This window comes from Maridesulfovibrio pacificus (SeqCode), assembly GCF_048612815.1.
GTDB lineage: Bacteria > Desulfobacterota > Desulfovibrionia > Desulfovibrionales > Desulfovibrionaceae > Maridesulfovibrio > Maridesulfovibrio pacificus.
This window is the reverse complement of the sequence record NZ_JBLZNE010000002.1, coordinates 246,109-263,095: the sequence shown is the minus strand read 5'-3', so window position 1 is coordinate 263,095 and position 16,987 is coordinate 246,109. Positions and strand designations below refer to the sequence as shown.

12 protein-coding genes, 1 tRNA gene and 1 riboswitch are annotated in these 16,987 nt (G+C 47.4%); of the genes, 6 read left to right on the top strand and 7 right to left on the bottom strand.

Annotated elements, in window-relative coordinates:
* Positions 1 to 66 precede the first annotated feature (66 nt).
* Positions 67 to 1,227, top strand: coding sequence for a cystathionine beta-lyase (gene metC, locus ACNI23_RS18645; protein WP_420250774.1), 1,161 nt, complete (start codon positions 67 to 69; stop codon positions 1,225 to 1,227).
* Positions 1,228 to 1,245: 18 nt separating this feature from the next.
* Here the strand turns inward: metC and ACNI23_RS18640 are convergent, their stop codons facing one another.
* The 3 genes from ACNI23_RS18640 to ACNI23_RS18630 are packed head-to-tail and all read right to left on the bottom strand — an operon-like array spanning position 1,246 to position 4,515.
* The gene (locus ACNI23_RS18640) at positions 1,246 to 3,108 is read right to left on the bottom strand and encodes an ArnT family glycosyltransferase (RefSeq protein ID WP_420250773.1); all 1,863 of its coding nucleotides are present in this window, start codon (positions 3,106 to 3,108) and stop codon (positions 1,246 to 1,248) included.
* Between the two features lie 3 nt (positions 3,109 to 3,111).
* The gene (locus ACNI23_RS18635) at positions 3,112 to 4,107 is read right to left on the bottom strand and encodes a glycosyltransferase family protein (RefSeq protein ID WP_420250772.1); all 996 of its coding nucleotides are present in this window, start codon (positions 4,105 to 4,107) and stop codon (positions 3,112 to 3,114) included.
* A 60-nt stretch (positions 4,108 to 4,167) separates the two neighbouring features.
* On the bottom strand, positions 4,168 to 4,515 hold the full coding sequence (locus tag ACNI23_RS18630; RefSeq protein WP_420250771.1) for a pilus assembly protein PilZ: 348 nt from the start codon (positions 4,513 to 4,515) through the stop codon (positions 4,168 to 4,170).
* Between the two features lie 283 nt (positions 4,516 to 4,798).
* On the opposite strand from ACNI23_RS18630, the gene ACNI23_RS18625 reads away from it, so the two are divergent.
* The 3 genes from ACNI23_RS18625 (at position 4,799) to ACNI23_RS18615 (ending at position 9,003) form a co-directional block, all read left to right on the top strand.
* Positions 4,799 to 5,371: a DUF4136 domain-containing protein gene (locus tag ACNI23_RS18625; RefSeq protein WP_420250770.1), complete on the top strand. Its 573-nt coding sequence runs from the start codon at positions 4,799 to 4,801 to the stop codon at positions 5,369 to 5,371.
* A gap of 138 nt (positions 5,372 to 5,509) precedes the next feature.
* A riboswitch (cobalamin riboswitch) is annotated at positions 5,510 to 5,703 on the top strand.
* 76 nt (positions 5,704 to 5,779) lie between these two features.
* Entirely contained in the window at positions 5,780 to 8,053 is a 2,274-nt protein-coding gene (gene metE, locus ACNI23_RS18620; RefSeq protein WP_420250769.1) for a 5-methyltetrahydropteroyltriglutamate--homocysteine S-methyltransferase, read from the top strand.
* Positions 8,054 to 8,121: 68 nt separating this feature from the next.
* Positions 8,122 to 9,003, top strand: coding sequence for a methylenetetrahydrofolate reductase (locus ACNI23_RS18615; protein WP_420250768.1), 882 nt, complete (start codon positions 8,122 to 8,124; stop codon positions 9,001 to 9,003).
* 85 nt (positions 9,004 to 9,088) lie between these two features.
* Here ACNI23_RS18615 and ACNI23_RS18610 read toward each other — a convergent pair whose 3' ends face one another.
* The 3 genes from ACNI23_RS18610 to ACNI23_RS18600 all read right to left on the bottom strand — a co-directional run bounded on the left by ACNI23_RS18610 (position 9,089) and on the right by ACNI23_RS18600 (position 11,551).
* Entirely contained in the window at positions 9,089 to 9,751 is a 663-nt protein-coding gene (locus tag ACNI23_RS18610) for a hypothetical protein (protein ID WP_420250767.1), read from the bottom strand.
* 163 nt (positions 9,752 to 9,914) lie between these two features.
* Positions 9,915 to 11,225 carry a tetratricopeptide repeat protein gene (locus ACNI23_RS18605; RefSeq protein WP_420250766.1) on the bottom strand — a complete coding sequence of 437 codons (1,311 nt, stop codon included), beginning with the start codon at positions 11,223 to 11,225 and terminating at the stop codon, positions 9,915 to 9,917.
* A 239-nt stretch (positions 11,226 to 11,464) separates the two neighbouring features.
* Positions 11,465 to 11,551: transfer RNA gene (locus ACNI23_RS18600), tRNA-Leu, on the bottom strand.
* A 192-nt stretch (positions 11,552 to 11,743) separates the two neighbouring features.
* Here ACNI23_RS18600 and ACNI23_RS18595 point away from each other — a divergent pair.
* Together ACNI23_RS18595 and ACNI23_RS18590 are read left to right on the top strand one after the other, a co-directional pair.
* Positions 11,744 to 12,784 carry a hypothetical protein gene (locus ACNI23_RS18595; RefSeq protein ID WP_420250765.1) on the top strand — a complete coding sequence of 347 codons (1,041 nt, stop codon included), beginning with the start codon at positions 11,744 to 11,746 and terminating at the stop codon, positions 12,782 to 12,784.
* 2 nt (positions 12,785 to 12,786) lie between these two features.
* A complete protein-coding gene (locus ACNI23_RS18590; RefSeq protein WP_420250764.1) occupies positions 12,787 to 15,252 on the top strand; it encodes a cytochrome ubiquinol oxidase subunit I in 2,466 nt (821 codons plus the stop codon).
* Positions 15,253 to 15,307: 55 nt separating this feature from the next.
* Here the strand turns inward: ACNI23_RS18590 and ACNI23_RS18585 are convergent, their stop codons facing one another.
* Complete coding sequence (locus tag ACNI23_RS18585; RefSeq protein WP_420250763.1) at positions 15,308 to 16,873, bottom strand: DEAD/DEAH box helicase; 1,566 nt, start codon at positions 16,871 to 16,873, stop codon at positions 15,308 to 15,310.
* Between the last annotated feature and the right edge of the window lie 114 nt (positions 16,874 to 16,987).

The window sequence follows — 16,987 nt, the reverse complement described above, 5'->3', positions numbered from 1 at the left end:
CGGGGAACTGGTTGTTTTTCCAGTTTCCCGCTTTATATTTTGAGCCAGAAACAACAAGGAGTTCCCATGAAAGATATTTCCACCAAGCTGATCAATGCGGGCAAAGATGAGGCCCTGAGAACTATAAATACCATTAATCCGCCCCTGCATCGTGCTTCTACCGTGCTTTTTGATTCTTACGCCGATATGCTCAAGGCGAATAAGGGTGAATTCGAGGGCGTTGAGTATGGCACCAGCGGCATGGCTGCGCAGAAAGCCTTCGAAGCTGCCATGGTTGAACTTGAAGGTGCGTACGGCTGCAAAACTTTTCAGTCCGGCATCGCCGCTATTGCTATGGTGCTCATGGCCTACACAAAGCAGGGTGACCATATCCTGATTTGTGATAACGTCTACGGTCCTACCCGCCATTTTTGTGATGGTTTCCTCTCCAAGTACGGCGTTGAAGCTGAATATCTTCCTTCCGATTCCGGAGCCGGGGTAGCCGAATATATCCGCGAGAATACTACTTTGCTTTTCATGGAATCTCCCGGTTCCAATACCCTTGAGATTCAGGATGTACCTGCTATCACCGAAATCTGCCGTGAAATGGGTGTCGTTTCGGTTATCGATAATACTTGGGCCACTCCTTTATATTTTAATCCCTTTGAGCATGGCGTGGATGTTTCCATCCAGTCCTGCACCAAATATATCACCGGACACTCCGATATCCTGCTTGGCTCGGTTTCCACTAATGAGCAGAGCTGGGCTGCTTTTGAAAAATGTTGCGGTCTTTTTGAAGTCTTTGCTGCTCAGGAAGATTGTTATCAGGCATTGCGCGGGTTGCGGACCCTGAAAGTTCGTCTCAAAGCGCACGAAGAAGCTGCCCTTGAGATAGCAAAATGGCTGGAAGGTCATGAAATGGTGGAGTCCGTCATCCATCCGGCTCTTGAAAGCCACCCCCAGCATGATCTTTGGAAACGCAATTTCAAGGGTTCAAGCGGACTGTTCGCTTTTACGCTCAAGGATGAATATGAAGATATCGATCATTCCCCGTTTGTGGATAACCTTGAGCTTTTCGGCCTCGGTTACAGCTGGGGAGGCTACAAGAGTCTGATCACCGGAGGTAAATTCCGGCGCACTAACCATTTCGGTTACGAGGGCAAAACAATATTCCGCTTGAATATCGGGCTGGAAGATGTGGAAGATCTCAAGGCTGATCTGGCGCAGGGGCTGGATCGTTTGAAATAAAGAACAGAGTTCCTCTACTTAGTTGTCTTTCAGAGTAACTAGGTAGAGGATTTCATTTTTCCATTCATGACCAAGGCCTTTTACAGCAACAAATTCTGTTTTAGATTTGAATGTATTGAGTGACGGTAATGATCTATATAGCAGACTGACTTCAATGTTGTTCAGGATCAGGGCAGTTTTTTCAAATTTATTTGTGTTGAGAAAATCATAAAGCGGGGTCTGTATATTCCCATTTTTTTCTGTTCTCAGAATGCTGGATGCAGACGCCGGATCAATTAATATTCTAGTGAAATTATGTGTCTGGAAGGGCAGGGTCGTCAGATATCTTTTGCCTTTGCGATTAATTGTATTGTGCAGGAAAAAGTGCAGCTCAGGGTGAATCCGCAAGGATCTTCTGGAAGCTATGAATATATAATTATCCTGTGCAGCTATGGATCTATCTATCGTATTGGCCATATTTTTAGCCAACAGGGTGTCAGGCTTTAGTTGTCCATTCGTATCAACGTCCGGTGTGGCATTGAAATAGAATGGATAAAACAGCAGCATGCCCCCAAATGCTATTGCGAGGAATTTAGCCGGTTTTTTATATAGCTTCAGCCCCGCCAGGCCTATGGTTATCGATAAGGCAAAAGTCGCAATAGCAAAAGGAATAGCCTGAGTTTGGAAATCGCTGATCTGTGCATTGCGCCACAGGTTTACGGATATTTGACCGCTGTAGAGGACTATGACTCCTATCACAGTTGGGATAAGGGCCACCAGCACGGTGCAAGCGTAAAATATTTTTTTGAATAGTCCTTCCCGCTTGGCAGTAAGTATCCAGTTTACTGCTATTATTGATAGAATTGGCATTAGTGGTAGAAAATAGCGGTGCGCCCTGAGCCTGAAGACAAACATATTCAGCAGCAGGTAGAATAGGCCGCTCCAGAGCAGATAAATTGTATCTCCGGTCCGGTCTTCCTTGTAGCGTAAAAGGAAGTATATTGCGCAAAGGCCGAAAATTCCCAGTGGGAAGAAGACGATACCTGTCTCATAAAGATAAAAGCCGATACTCTGCAGGTGATGGAGCAGAACCGGGGTTTTGTATGTCGTGTTCTGCGAAACATCATTGAGCATGCCGGACAGATAATCCATGCCGGATGAACTTGCTGCGGCAAGCCATAATATGAACGGCAGGCAGGCCATTAGTGCCAGCAGAACTGGCGCGGCTTCTTTTTTCAGGGTCTCCGGTATAGCACGGTAGAATGGTATCGTTCTACGTGATTTATTCCTGAATATTTCCGCCAATAAATATCCGGCCAGTGGCGGCAGGGCAAAAGGTCCTTTGCTCAGGACTCCAAGGCCCAAGGCTATGCTTGCCCCTGAAAGATTCAATAGCCCTCGTTGACCCTGCAATCGGCGTAAATAGAAAAAACTGCTCCACGTAACAGCCGCCGTATAGATGATATCTGCCTTCAGCAGCATCCCTTCGATTTTAAACGGCGGGGCAACTGCCAGCAGTAATCCAGCAAACAATCCGCATTTTTCACCGCCAAGTCTCCTGCCTATCAGGTATGTGGCGGCTACAGTCATAGCAGAACCCAGTATTGCCGGAATTCGGGCGATAAATAGCTGTGTTCCCGTGCTGAATCCGGTGCCGAAGAAATCAATCACTGCGGCGGTCAACCAGTAAGGCAGAGGAGGCTTTTGCATCCGGGGCAGACCGCCGAACATTGGGTGCAGCCAATCTCCGCTGCGGGCCATTTCCATGGCGGCAGTGATATATTTGGGTTCATCAATGTCAAAGAAAAAAGGGCGCCACTCTCCCATGCAGGCAAAGCAGAAGGCGAAAAGGATCAGACATGTGAAAGCAAGCGGTCGCTGATATGTAGAATTTGAATCCATTAGTTAATTCTTTGCTGCTTCCAGATAAATTTTCTGAAATTCGGGTATTCCTACTTCCTCGGCCCAGTGCAGGTAGAGCGATTTGAGGAAATTGCGGCGCAACTGAGGTGCTGCGGCGATACGGTTATTAATGGCCGCTTCTACGTCCATTTCTTCAATTACATTGTGCAAAGTCAGTGCCCTGTGGATGATACGGTGCGAGCTTTCGATCAATTCATTGCCCTGACGAGCAAGACGTTCACGTAATTCTTCGTCAGCCATTAGAAGAGCATATTTTTTCAGAAGGTCTTCAACGTTGTTGGGTTCATAGGTCAGCAGATGAACTCCATCCTCAAAAATATCAAAGAATCCGTTTTCGATTTTGGGAGTCAACAGACATGCGCCGCAGGCGAGGGCCTCAAATACCCGGAAGTTGAGGTCGCCGCGTTCGGCAATGTTGAGCACTACTTTTGCTTTGGGGAAAAGTTTGCTGAAATCGCCTTTGGTAATGTGCAGACCGGGGACATGCTCAGCTACTTTATCGAGAAAAATTTTTCTTTCCGGGGTCAATTCCGCACTTACATTACCTACAAAGAGCAGGTCCCATTCTTTTTGTGTTTCGGATGGAACATGGTAGTCCATAACAATAGGCGGGAACCAGAGCAGGCGGGAGTCTTTCAACCTTGGGTTGAAACGGTCCAAATGGTCTTTCAGGCTGACCAGACATATGTCGAACCCTTGAGCGTAAAAAGGATACCAACTGTGGATGTGGGTATCGATGCAGTGAAAAATGGTCAGGCAGGGATAGTTTTCCACCCCGGCCAGCGGCGGGGCAATGGACCGGTCGGCATAAACCACGGCAAAGGGTTCTGTTCCGGTTTTTTCAATGATGTCCTGCCATGTGAATACCTGTTGTCCCCGGATTGGAATATGGACTGTCTTGTAGCCCAGTTCATCCATTCCAGTCCGGAAAAAGGTATTACCGATCCATGCAATTATTTTGGGTTCTTGCTTACTCACAAGCGGAAAGTAGCAATTTATTCTGTTCTTTGAAAGAGGGGTAAATCAGCAACAGGCGGTTTATTTGAGCATGTTGAACAATGAAGGTTCATCAAGGTCGAGGGAAGGGGTGAATTTTACTCCAAAGACTGTCTCGTCCTGCCAAACGGTAACGGCTTTTTGGCTGCTGAGAAATCCGATTCTGTCATTGAAAATACAGCCGCGGATAAAGAGTTCATCGTCCAGCTTTATTCTCTCGGAATCATTCTCTGAATTAATTTTGAACTTCATTCCCCTTTTGGAAATATTGAGGATAGTGATATCTATATCTCCACCGGAAGTTGCAGCAACATCACATTGCCGGAAAAAGCTGTTGATGGAGTTCAGCTCAATCCTTGCGTGCTTTCGTCTATCTGATAACGTGTTCATATTCACCTCTCCTGCGGAACAGACTAAATTTTTAATAACTGCAAGTGAATTATTTTTTTTGTGTGGTGGTTTTGAGATATATTAGGCCTTTTAATCAGCAATCGGGTTTGCTTTTGCGATTAATATTTACAATCCAGAACTATTTCCCCCATTGAAATTGTTTTTACTCTTGGCTAAAGCCGTTAAAAAAGTTAAATGGTTATGCTATAGGAAAGTGTAATAATGCTTTTAATGCGGCCTGAATTTCAGGGGAGGTCGTAACTAATAAAGTCAGGAGAATAAGGTGAGGAAGTTACTCGTTGTTTTTGCATTGATCGGAATGATGCTTTCCGGGTGCGTATACGTAAATATGGATGTTGAGAATAAACCTGTTCCGGGTGCTGATTTCAATGGTTTGAAGACTTTTGCTTTTAAGCAGAAAAGTGAATCCAAGAAAGATCTGGAGGCTATTCTGCTTAACACTGCGAAACTGGAGCTTGAAGCAAAAGGGTTCAGCTATGATCCCAATTCACCGGATTTTATGGTTGTGGTGAATTTTGGTTCCAAGGCTTTTATGGAGCGGGGAGTAACTTACAAACGTGAAGCCTACGAATACGATTACATCAGTAAGACCAATACCGATATCGGGGTGGTTAAGACAGCTGATGCTCCTCGTGTGGACAACACTGTGCGTATCTATCTGATGACTCCCGAAAATGAAGGGATGAAGACCTACCTCTGGCGCGGTATGGCTACAAGTCAGGACCGCGAAGGTCTCGATATTGTAGGTAGATGTCTGGTTAAGGGGGCATTTTCTCAGTTCCCTGCTGCTAATGGAAAGTTCCGCGAAAAATTAAATGTTAGAGATTGCGAATAGTATAAATCAATAGCACAGATTTTATCCAAGGCCCCCGGAGTTTTTTCGGGGGCCTTTTTGTTTGGCTCAACAAAATCTTGCAGCAACCCTTGACTTTGGGGGTGAAGAATGTCATTTCTTCATCACTATATAACAATATTTTTATATATTGAATTTGATTTGTATGCGCCCGCAGGAAACGGAAGACGGTGAGAATCCGTCGCAGGCGCGCTGCTGTAACCGGGTAAATCAAGAAGGATATGGTGTCGGCCCACTGTTGGAAAACGGGAAGGAGCGGCACTGTGCGTCGAACAGGCCCGGAAGCCAGAAGACGTCCTGCAGGAGCAAGTGTCGGACCTCGCGAACAGGTCTGAGAACAGGGACAGTAGTCCCGCCGCTAAGCGGACACTTTTAATATGGAGAACTGCAATGCTGACGCACACACTAGGCTACCCAAGAATGGGCAGCAATCGCGAGCTTAAACGAAAGCTTGAATCCTACTGGAGAGGTGAAGCCGGGGCGGATGACCTAGCTTTGACCGCTAGAAAACTCCGTGAAGAGCACTGGGAAAACCAGAAGCAGGCCGGAGTTGATTTGCTGCCGGTGGGTGATTTCTCTTACTACGACCATATGCTTGATAATGCTGTGAGATTCGGCGTTATTCCTGCCAGATACAATGCGGAAGGCGCTAAGGCTTCCCTTGATGATTATTTCAGGATGGCCCGTGGCGAAGCTGGAGAAAACGGCGTGGCCGCCATGGAAATGACTAAATGGTTTGATACCAACTACCATTACATAGTGCCGGAATTCAGTAAGGATCAGGATTTTTTTCTTGCGGACGAAACCCTTCTTGGACAGGTGGAAGAAGCATCTAAGCTGGGACATAGAGTAAAGGCTGTTCTGCCCGGACCGCTGACTTTTCTGCTGCTGGGCAAATGCTCAGATCAGGAATTCGATCGCCTGGACCTGCTGGAAAAGCTTTTGCCTGCCTATGCGGAACTCATTGAGAAGCTTTCCGCTAAATGCGAATGGATTCAGTTTGATGAGCCTGTTTTGGCTCTTGATCTTGAAGAGTCTACACGCAAACTTTTCAATCCTGTTTATCGCACCCTCAAAGAAGCTGCATCAGATACAAAAATTTTGGTCGCTGCTTATTTCGGCGGTCTTGGAATCAACCTTGAAACGGCAGCATCTCTGCCTGTTGATGGTTTGCATGTGGACCTTGTGCGTGGAGCGCAGGATCTTGAGCCACTGTTAGCTAATATATCAGATAACTTGAGCCTTTCCCTCGGCGTAGTAGACGGCAGAAATATCTGGCGCGCTGATCTTGAGCGGGCTGTGGCTGCGGTTAAGTCCGCACATGTCATACTTGGCAAGGAACGTGTGCTGGTGGCTCCATCCTGCTCACTTCTGCATGTTCCCTTTGATCTTGATCTGGAAACAAAGCTGGACCCCGATATCAAATCATGGATGGCTTTTTCCCGTCAGAAATGTGCTGAAATCAGGATTATTGCAGATGCTGTAGAAGGGAAGGATGTAGAAGCTGTCCTTGCTGAGAATCGCAGGGTTCTAGAATCCCGCAAGATTAGCCCTAGAGTGCACAATCCAGAGGTTGCCCTGCGGCTGGCAGCGCTTCAGCCTGAAGATTACCGCCGTAATTCGGTTTATGAAAAACGTGCTGAAATTCAGCGAGATCTTGGTTTTCCTGTTCTGCCGACTACCACCATCGGTTCATTTCCTCAGACCCCGGAAGTGCGGTCCACCAGAAGCGGTTTCAAGAACGGGCGTATTGAACGTGCTGAATATGAAAGATTCATGCGCGAATACATTGAGGATTGCATCCGCCGTCAGGAGGAAGTCGGTCTTGATGTGCTGGTTCATGGTGAACCGGAACGTAACGACATGGTTGAGTATTTCGGGGAAAATTTTGACGGATACTGCTTCACTTCGAACGGTTGGGTTCAGAGTTACGGTTCCCGTTGCGTAAAGCCTCCGGTTATTTTCGGGGATGTTTCCCGTCCCTCGCCCATTACCGTGGAATGGATCAACTATGCCCGTTCTCTTTCTGATCGTGAGGTCAAGGGTATGCTTACCGGTCCGGTCACCATCCTTTGCTGGAGTTTCGTTCGTGATGACCAGCCGCGCAGTGAAACCTGCCGTCAGATAGCACTGGCAGTACGTGACGAAGTCGCAGACCTTGAAAAGAGCGGGGTCAAAGTCATTCAGATTGATGAACCTGCCCTGCGAGAAGGTCTGCCCCTGCGTAAGGGGGAGCAGCCGGAATATCTGAGATGGGCCGAAGAGTGCTTTCGTCTTTCCGCATCCTGCGTGGAGGATTCAACCCAGATTCACACCCACATGTGCTACTGCGAATTCGATGAAATCATCGATTCTATTGCAGCCCTTGATGCTGACGTTATCAGCATTGAGGCCAGCCGCAGCCGCATGGAACTTTTAGGAAGCTTTAAACGGTTCAGCTATCCCAATGAAGTTGGTCCCGGTGTTTATGACATTCATAGTCCTGCCATTCCAGCGGCCGATGATATGGCTCAGTTGCTTGAAAAAGCATTGGAAGTCATCCCCGCAGAGCGGCTCTGGGTAAACCCGGATTGCGGACTCAAGACCCGCAAATGGGATGAGGTTGTCCCGGCGCTTAAAAATATGGTTCAGGCGGCGGAAATTGTTCGCCGCAAGATTCAGTAAACAACAATAAATTTCCCGGGCCGTGTCTGCGGTCCGGGAATCAAGAAGATAATAAATGGAGAATTAAAATGCAGGTGGCCCAGAATATCAATGAAGCTGGACAGTTTTTTTCTTTTGAATTTTTTCCTCCCAAGGATAAATCCACATGGCCTGTATTTATGGAAAGGGCCGCAAGACTGGCCGCACTCAAACCTCTTTTTGCTTCAGTCACATACGGAGCAGGGGGCACCAGCCATGATAACTCTCTTGAGATTTGCTCCCTGCTTAAAAAAGATATGGGTATTGATATTATCGCCCATTTGACCTGTGTCGGTGCCAGTGAGCAGTCCATTGACGAGTTTGTTTCCCGCCTTTGTGAAACCGGGGTCTCGGATATTCTGGCTCTTGGCGGTGACGGGGTTAAAGATGTAAATGGAGAAGGACAAAGCCGTTTTTTTCACGCGTCCGACCTTGTGGAATATGTTGATGATAAATTTTCTGAAGTAGGGATTGCAGTGGCCGGATATCCCGGAGGTCATCCGGACTCACCTTCCATTGCCAAGGATATAGAAATCCATAACTCCAAGTTATCCAAGGGGGCGGATTTCACAATGACCCAGCTTTTCTTCGATAACAGGCTCTACTTTGATTACGTGGAGAGGCTGGCCGAACTTGGCAGTACTGCTCCGGTAATTCCCGGTGTTCTGCCCATCCAGTCTTTAAGTTCTTTGCGCCGGATCATGTCTCTTTGCGGTGCAGGCATTCCCGGTGATCTTTATTGCGGTGTGGAAAAGGCTTTTGAAAAGGGCGGTGATGAAGCTGTCATGGAATTCGGTTTTGACTTCGCCCGTAAACAGATTGCAGACCTGCTGGATAAAGGGGCTCCGGGAGTTCATATCTACAGCCTGAACCGTGCAGCAATGTGCGAAAGATTGATCACTGATCTGAAGAATGACGGATATTTTAATTAGTCTTATCTTCTGCCCCATAAAAATCCCGTCAGCCTGAGAGGTTGACGGGATTTGTTTTATTCAGGATTCCAAGGGCTCTTTTTTCCTACAAAAAGCCTTTAAATGCATCGGCGATCTGGGCGGCTGTCTTCACTCGCTCCGGACCGTTCTCAATTATGAAAGGCAGAATTTTATCGGAATATTCACCCAATCCGGAAAGCAGGGTTTCGCTGATTCCCTTGGAGGAGGGGGAGGCGATGAAGTCTTTGATTTCCGTGTACAGGGTTTTGGCTTCACTTACGGAACTGTTGCCGGATGTGTAAGCGGTGGAGGCGTGATCGTATACTTGCTTAGCCTTATCAAAGTTGCCGGGAGTAGTGATGATTTTGGTCAGTTTAGATGTCAGGGAAGAGTCGGTTGTCCCGGCATCCATGCTTTCGGAAAATCCTACAAGCTTGGCAAGCCTGGTGAAGGTGGAGCCGGAATTGATGTCACCGAGCTGCGAAGTCAGGGCCGCGCCTTCTTCGGGGTTGAGCAGGCTCATGGTCACGGTCTGGGCATCCACAAGGTTTTCTGTTGAATCGTAAAACCCGGTATAGACGCTTTTGGCCCGGTCAAGCAGGCTTGCACCTTCTGCTGCGCTTTTTGCTGTTTCAGCGGAAGATGACAGATCGTTCAGGCTGAATGCCAACACAGCAGAGGCCTGAAAAAGCATACATGCAACGGTCAACAGGGAAACAGTTATCATGCGGGAACAGTAATTTTTCATTTTTCTTTCTCCATGTTCATTTGGTTTAGGTCTGCAGTATACTCTATTGAGGGGATTTTTCCATTAGAAAGAATCTTAACTGATGTGCAATTGAGGCAATCTTTGATTAATAGAAATAGCTGTTGAATCAAACTGTCGATCTGGTGTTTATTAATTCAACGTTTCAACAATACTTGAGTTTTTTCTTTGCTTTCTTGTTTTGGGGATTGATTTCCAAAGCATGTGTAAAGAAATGCCGTGCGGAATCTTTATTTCCGTATTCAAAATAAATTGAGCCCAGGTTGTATGATACTGCCTCATTGTTCTTGTAGAAAGAGTCGTCTAAGGAGAGGGCTTTATCTATGTTTTCTAAAGTTTTTTCCCGGTTTCCCCCATTGTGAAAAGCCAAGGCAGCGTTGTAACAGAGCACTGGGTCGTTAGGTGCAATATCTAGAGCCTTTTTATAAATTTCTATAGCCTTATCCCATTCGCCTTTATTTTTGTATGTCATACCAAGCTTGTTGAATATGGGCAGGTCAAGCTCGGTGAAGATCTTTCTGTCTTCTATTGCTCTGATCAGATATTTTTCAGACAGTTCTGGAAGTTGCTCAGATGCAATGTCGGCAATTTTCTCAAATATCTCTGCCAACATTTCGGGATGGTCCTGATGAGCCTGTGCATATCCGGTTTCCAGAAGTTGTCCGGCTTTCTCTTTATCTCCAGTACGCAGGTGGATTTCAGCCATTTCAAGTTTTCTGTTCGGGTTGAACGGGCTTATTGAATCTATTTTTTGTAATGCGCTAAGGGCCTTGTCGTCATCAACATGTTTGTACAATGCAGCGATGAGATTAAGGGGAGCAATGTATTCTGGGTTGATTTCCATGGCTTTTTGGTATGCTGACTCGGCTTCTTGTTTGTTTCCTTCAGAAAGAAACGCATTTCCTTTCAGGTAGTAGGCGAGACTGCTGTTTGGATTCTGGCTTAGATATTTGTCTATAGCCTCAATTGCTTCATTGGGGGCGGCTGATGTGATTAATTCTTGGACATAAGAAATCAGGGCCTGCTCTTTTGATGACGAGATACAGGATATTATTTTATTTAAGATTGAGTCAGCTGAAAAAGGTTTGATAATTACGGCCTTGACACCAATTTCATAGAAATATTTGGTCAATTCATCAGTGATTTCTGAGTCTATCACAAATAGACATGCTTTCGGGTACAGGCGGGCTATGCGCTGTATGGCGTCAGTTGTTTTTTGTTGTTGGATTACATGGTCTATAAAAACTATGTGGGGAATATTTTTTTGCTTGAAGGTTTCTAATAGATTTGTCGCTATTTTGAAGTCTTGTTGAAAATGGATTAATTCGCTGTCTATCTTAATATGTGGTGTCAATGCGAACCGAATAGCCCGGACTAGAGCAAGGTCTTCAGTGATGCATAAAATTTTCCCGTTCTGGTCGACTAAGAAATTTTGGAGTGTATTTGCAATAGGCATAGGTTTCCTTGGTTTTAAAGGAACGGACTCTGGTTGTTTTTATATGAAATATATCGAATATTGATGTAGCGTCAAAGATATTGTCGGAAAAGAAGATAGTTAAGCAGATTCGTAATGCTGATTTCTGTTCAAGCTATAATCATGATTTGATGAGAAGGGCATTTTATAGGAAGGGTTTGGCATATTGAACAACAACGAAAAAAGCCGCAACTTTCGTTGCGGCTTTCTTTGTTTACGAGTGGTGCCGAAGAGAAGACTCGAACTTCCACGGAGAAACCTCCACTAGACCCTGAACCTAGCGTGTCTACCAATTCCACCACTTCGGCACTCGGTAAAAAAGGGTTTATTGATTTCGACCTGCTTTGGCAAGAACTTTTTTTGTTAAATCGTAAATAAATTGTAAAAAAGCCGTTAGTGCGAAAAAAAGTGTCACTCAAAAAGTAATAGTTTTCTAATTGTGGAGCCCGTTTTCTCTTGTTATAGAAAGCCTAGTAAGAAAATTAATAAGGGGGAATTTCATGGACCCGTCTACGCTGGTTCCGGCTGCTATTGGTATTTCAGTTCATCCTATCTGGCCGGTAACTCTTTCAATCATCACTTTTTCCGTTCATCTGTTGCTCATGAATGCAGTTTTCGGGGGAGCGGCTATCGTATTTGTCCACTCCGTTTCCGGAGGTACAGCTATTTCCAGAAATATTTCCAAGAAATTGCCTACACTGCTGGCTTTGGCGATTAATGCCGGGGTTCCGCCGCTCTTGTTTCTACAAGCAGTTTACGGCCAGTTCAGCTATGTGTCCTCAATTCTCATGGCTGTATTCTGGTTAGCAGTGATTGCTGCCTTGATCGGCGGCTATTATGGTTTGTATTTTCATAATTATCGTTATGAAAAGCTGGGCATATCAGGCCGCAGGCTGACCATGGCAGCGGTTCTGGCTGCAATTGTATACATCGGCTTCATGCTCTCTAATAAAATGACCCTGATGCTGCGCCCGGAGGTCTGGCCTGAATATTTTAATAATCCGCACGGATTCAACCTAAACCTGAGCGATCCTGTTCTTTATCCGCGGTTTATGCATTTTGCCATATCCGCGCTGGCTGTGGGCGGGCTTTTTGTTGCTCTGGTGGGCAAGCGTAAAGGGTATTCTGACTTTGTTGACACGGGCATGAAATGGTTTTCCCGTTCCACAATGGTAAATGTTCTCATGGGCTTCTGGTTTTTGGTGGCTCTTCCCAAAGAAGTCATGCTCATCTTTATGGGCGGTGACATGCTAGCCACGGTTCTGCTCGGTGTGGGATTGCTTGCAACTTTCGCCATGCTCCATGCCGGATTCACCAAGAATGTCTACTGGGGCGTAGCTGCAACTGTTTTTATTGTCCCGGTTATGGCGGTCATGCGACATCTTGTCCGTCAGAAATATTTGGAACCGTATTTTACACTTGATACCGCTCCCGTGTCAGGGCAGTGGTCTCCCTTCTTACTTTTTGTTGTCTCACTTATCGCAGGTGGATTTTGCATCGTCTACATGTTGAAACTCATGCGCAAGGCTGAAAGGAGTTAATGATGGAATATCCAATCTGGCATTTAACGACTTTCGGAGGTGGATTCTGGATCGCGGTCATTGCTACTATCCATGTTTTCGTGGCTCAGTTTGCCGTTGGTGGCGGGCTGTTTTTAGTAGTAACTGAAAAGCTGGCTTACAAGACGGAATCAGGCGAGTTGCTTGATTACGTTAAAAAGTATTCCAAGTTTTTTCTGCTGCTGACCATGGTTTTCGGTGGCGGGACCGGGGTAGCCCTCTGGTTTACCATGGCCCTTCTCAGTCCGCAGGGAACCCTTGTACTGGTCCGTGAATTCCTCTTTGCATGGGCTACGGAATGGGTCTGGTTCGTGGGTGAGATTGTAGCTCTGCTCATCTATTATTACTATTGGGACAAGATGAACCGCCGTGATCACCTGATTATCGGCTGGTTTTATTTTATTTTTGCTTTCCTGTCCCTTTTTACCATTAACGGTGTGGTTTCCTTCATGCTCACCCCCGGAGTCTGGCAGGAAACCAGAAGCTTCTGGGATGGCATCTTCAACCCAACCTTCTGGCCCTCACTCTTTTTCCGTACCGCACTTTGCGGCATGCTTGCCGGACTGTTCGGATTTGTGACCGCGGCACGTATCAAGGATAAAGACCTGCGTTGCATGCTGGTCCGTTTCTGCGGCATCTGGACCCTGACCGGATTGGTTCTGACCGTATTTTCCGGTTACTGGTATATGGGCAGCATCCCCGCTGAACAGGTCATGCAGGTGATTAACAAGTCACACCGCGTGGCTTATTTCATGGAAGTATTTAAGTATACCGCTCCTGTTCTTCTTTTCGGTGGCCTGTTTATGGCTATCTGTGCCCCGCGCCGGGTCAATTTCAGCTCGGCAATGATAATGCTGGTGGTGGCATTGATGTTTTACGGTTCCTTCGAGTTCATGCGCGAGGCGGGACGTAAGCCGTATGTTGTCTGGGGTGAGGTTTATTCCACCAACGTCACTGTGGAGCAGGCAAAGAAGATGCACGGTGAGTCCATTCTGCAAAATGCTAAATGGATTCCGCAGGACCTGCGCGAGATAACAGACCAGAACCGCCTGAAAGCCGGATTATGGCTTTATCAGATGGAGTGCGGCCCGTGCCATGCTGTGAACGGTCCCATGAATGACATTGTACCCCGAATATCGAAATATACCACTGCCGGGCTGGATGCCTTTATATCCGGCATGGGCAAGGTTAATAAGTATATGCCGGAATTTATCGGCAATGCAGATGAACGCAGAGTTCTTGCGGAATATATGCATTCTGTAGGTTCTGGTTATGATCCTGTCCTGCCGGAAACCGAAGAAGCAGAACTGAGTCCCGGCCCCTTCAAAGCTGATCAGGAGTATGTACTCATGGCTTGGCCGCTGGAAGGACTGCGTTTGGTCATCGATAAAGACCGGGCCATGTCCATTACAGACAAGGGCAGCACTGTACGTGCTCAGCTTTTACTGCGTGGCGATCCACCCGAAGTTATCACTGATGATGTTAAGATAGTCTGCAAGCCTCAGGGTATGGATAAGAGTTTTGAACTTGCGGTCAAAGACGGTTATTTTCAGTCCGGTCCAATAGAAATTCTACCTTACACCAAGGAAGCTTACCAGCCCTTGCCTCCGGTGGACGTTCAGGCTCTTGATGCGGAAGGTAACGTTCTCGCAAGCACAACCATCGTGCTTCCGGTTTCCACTCGTCCGGGTTGCAATAATTGTCACGGCGGCGGTTGGGATATACCGGAACAGGGTGGATTCTCAGCCCGCACAGCTGTGGATATCGCCGGGGTGCATGACCGCGATAATAAAACCAACTTCAAGCAGCGTCTCAAGGATAACGAGATAATTGATTGCATGGGATGTCATGACGGTGAATTGCAGCTTAACCTGTCCACCGCCCTGCACGGTTTTCATGCGGTTTATCTCTCCGGAAGGGAAAACGACGCCTGCATGATGTGCCATCCGCAGGAAAGTCTGCGCGGGGTGCATGTTGATGCCGGAATGGAATGCGTGAACTGTCACGGCTCTATGGAAAATCACGCTCTTGCGCTTCTTAAAGCTGAAGAGCAGAAGCCTGTAGCCAAACAGCTTATTAAGCTGATTACTCCGGTTGATTATGAGTTCGAAGAGATCAACGCACGTCAGCCCAATGAGCAGCAGCCTGATTGTCTGACCTGCCACGTTGAGTTCGCTGCTCCTGATTCGGATTCGGCTTTCAATGAATGGACTGAGGATAGCTCCGGGCTGTTTCGTAATCGCAAGGATGAAATGGATGCTGTAATGTGTGCAGCCTGCCACAATGCACCGCATGCAATCTTCCCGGCAGCAAATGAGCGCGATAATCTGCGCCCGCTGCAATACATGGGCGAGGCACAGCCCATAGGAGCAGCCGGAACATGCACGGTCTGCCATGAGGATGACATGGGCTACCCGGCCCACCATCCCGGAATGGGACTGGAAGAGTAAATAAAAAAATCCCGGTTCGAACATAATTCGAACCGGGATTTTTCATTTTTATAAACTAGCCGCGTTTGAGCAAAGGTCTTTCGTTTTGGGAAGCCCTGTTCACAGCGCGCATTACGTTATCGGAATCACCTGCGGGCACGGTGAAGGTGGACTGGCGTCCCTGAATCTTCACGTGCTGGATGCGCACGGGGTTGATGCGTGCGCGGCGGCAGATCATATCTACCAGTTTACGCGGGGTCATGCCGTGGGAACGACCTACGCCTGCGGTGAAGCGGACGCGACCACGGTTTGCAGCAGGGCCACCGCATTCTTCGATCTTACGGTAGCTGCGTTTGTCGAGAACGCTGCCCTGAGAGTGTTTGAGCAGTGCTGCAACTGCTTCGATGGGATCAACTCCTTCGAGCAGTTCGTGGGCGAGATCAAGGTAGGAAAGATGCTTGCCTGCTTCGACAATTTCGCTAAGCTCTGCACCCATGCGGGATTTTTTCACATCGATAACCTGATCGATGGTCGGCAGGGGCTTTTTGTCAACACGGAGCTTGGTAATCTTAGTGATGTAACGCAGTTTACCGAATTCGCGGGGGGTAATAAGGGTTACAGCAACACCTTTTTTACCAGCACGACCGGTACGGCCTACGCGGTGTACAAAGCTCTGCGGGTCCTGCGGCAGGGCGAAGTTAACAACATGTGAAAGATCGGGAACGTCGATACCACGGGCGGCAACATCGGTAGCCACGAGGATTTTACAGCGGCGTTTACGGAAACGCATGAGGATATCTTCGCGGCGGGCCTGAGAAAGGTCACCGTGGATGGGCTCGGCAGGGTAGCCGCGCTCTGCGAGAGTTCCGGCTACGCGATCAGCATCAGCGCGGGTGCGGCAGAATACCAGGCCGTAGAATTCGGGCTGGGCATCAACAACACGGCAGAGTGCTTCAAAGCGGTCACGCTCGTTTACTTCGTGGAAGATGAGCTCGGTCAGCTGTGCTTCGTCTTTTTCGCGCTTTACAGTAACCACGTCGTAATCGCCCATGAATTTCTTGGCGATGTTCATTACTTCGCGAGGCATGGTAGCGGAGAAAAGCAGGGTGCGGCGATCTTCGCCAGCATTTTCCATAATCTCGGATACTTCTTCAAGAAAGCCCATGTTGCACATTTCGTCAGCTTCATCGAGTACGAAGTTGTTGATTTTGGAAAGGTCGAGGGTCTTTCTGCGGATGTGGTCCAGAACACGGCCGGGGGTACCGACAACGATATCCGCACCGCGTTTGAGTGCTTTCAACTGCGGAAGCATGGGCTGTCCGCCGTAGACGGTTGCTACGAAAACTTTGCGTGTACCGCGGAAAGAAATGATTTCATCCGCAACCTGCATAGCCAGTTCGCGGGTAGGGGTCAGGATGATAGCCTGAACGTGTCCTGCGCCTTCGCGTACATTTTCAATGATAGGCAGGCCGAAAGCTGCAGTCTTACCGGTACCGGTCTGAGCCTGACCTACGATGTCCTTTTCACCGGAAAGGAGCATGGGAATGGTTTTTTCCTGAATAGGGGTGGGCGCGGTGAAGCCTTTTTTCTCAAGTGCTTCAATAATGGCATCGGAAAGGCCGAGATTTCTAAATTTTTCCATAATGTATGTATCTCTCTAAAATGTAGTGAAAATAAAAGTTATATTTAAAAGGGCAATAAAACATGAGCGCGTCTCAGTTCTCAACTGGGCGCGTGTTAATTCCCGTTTCAGCTG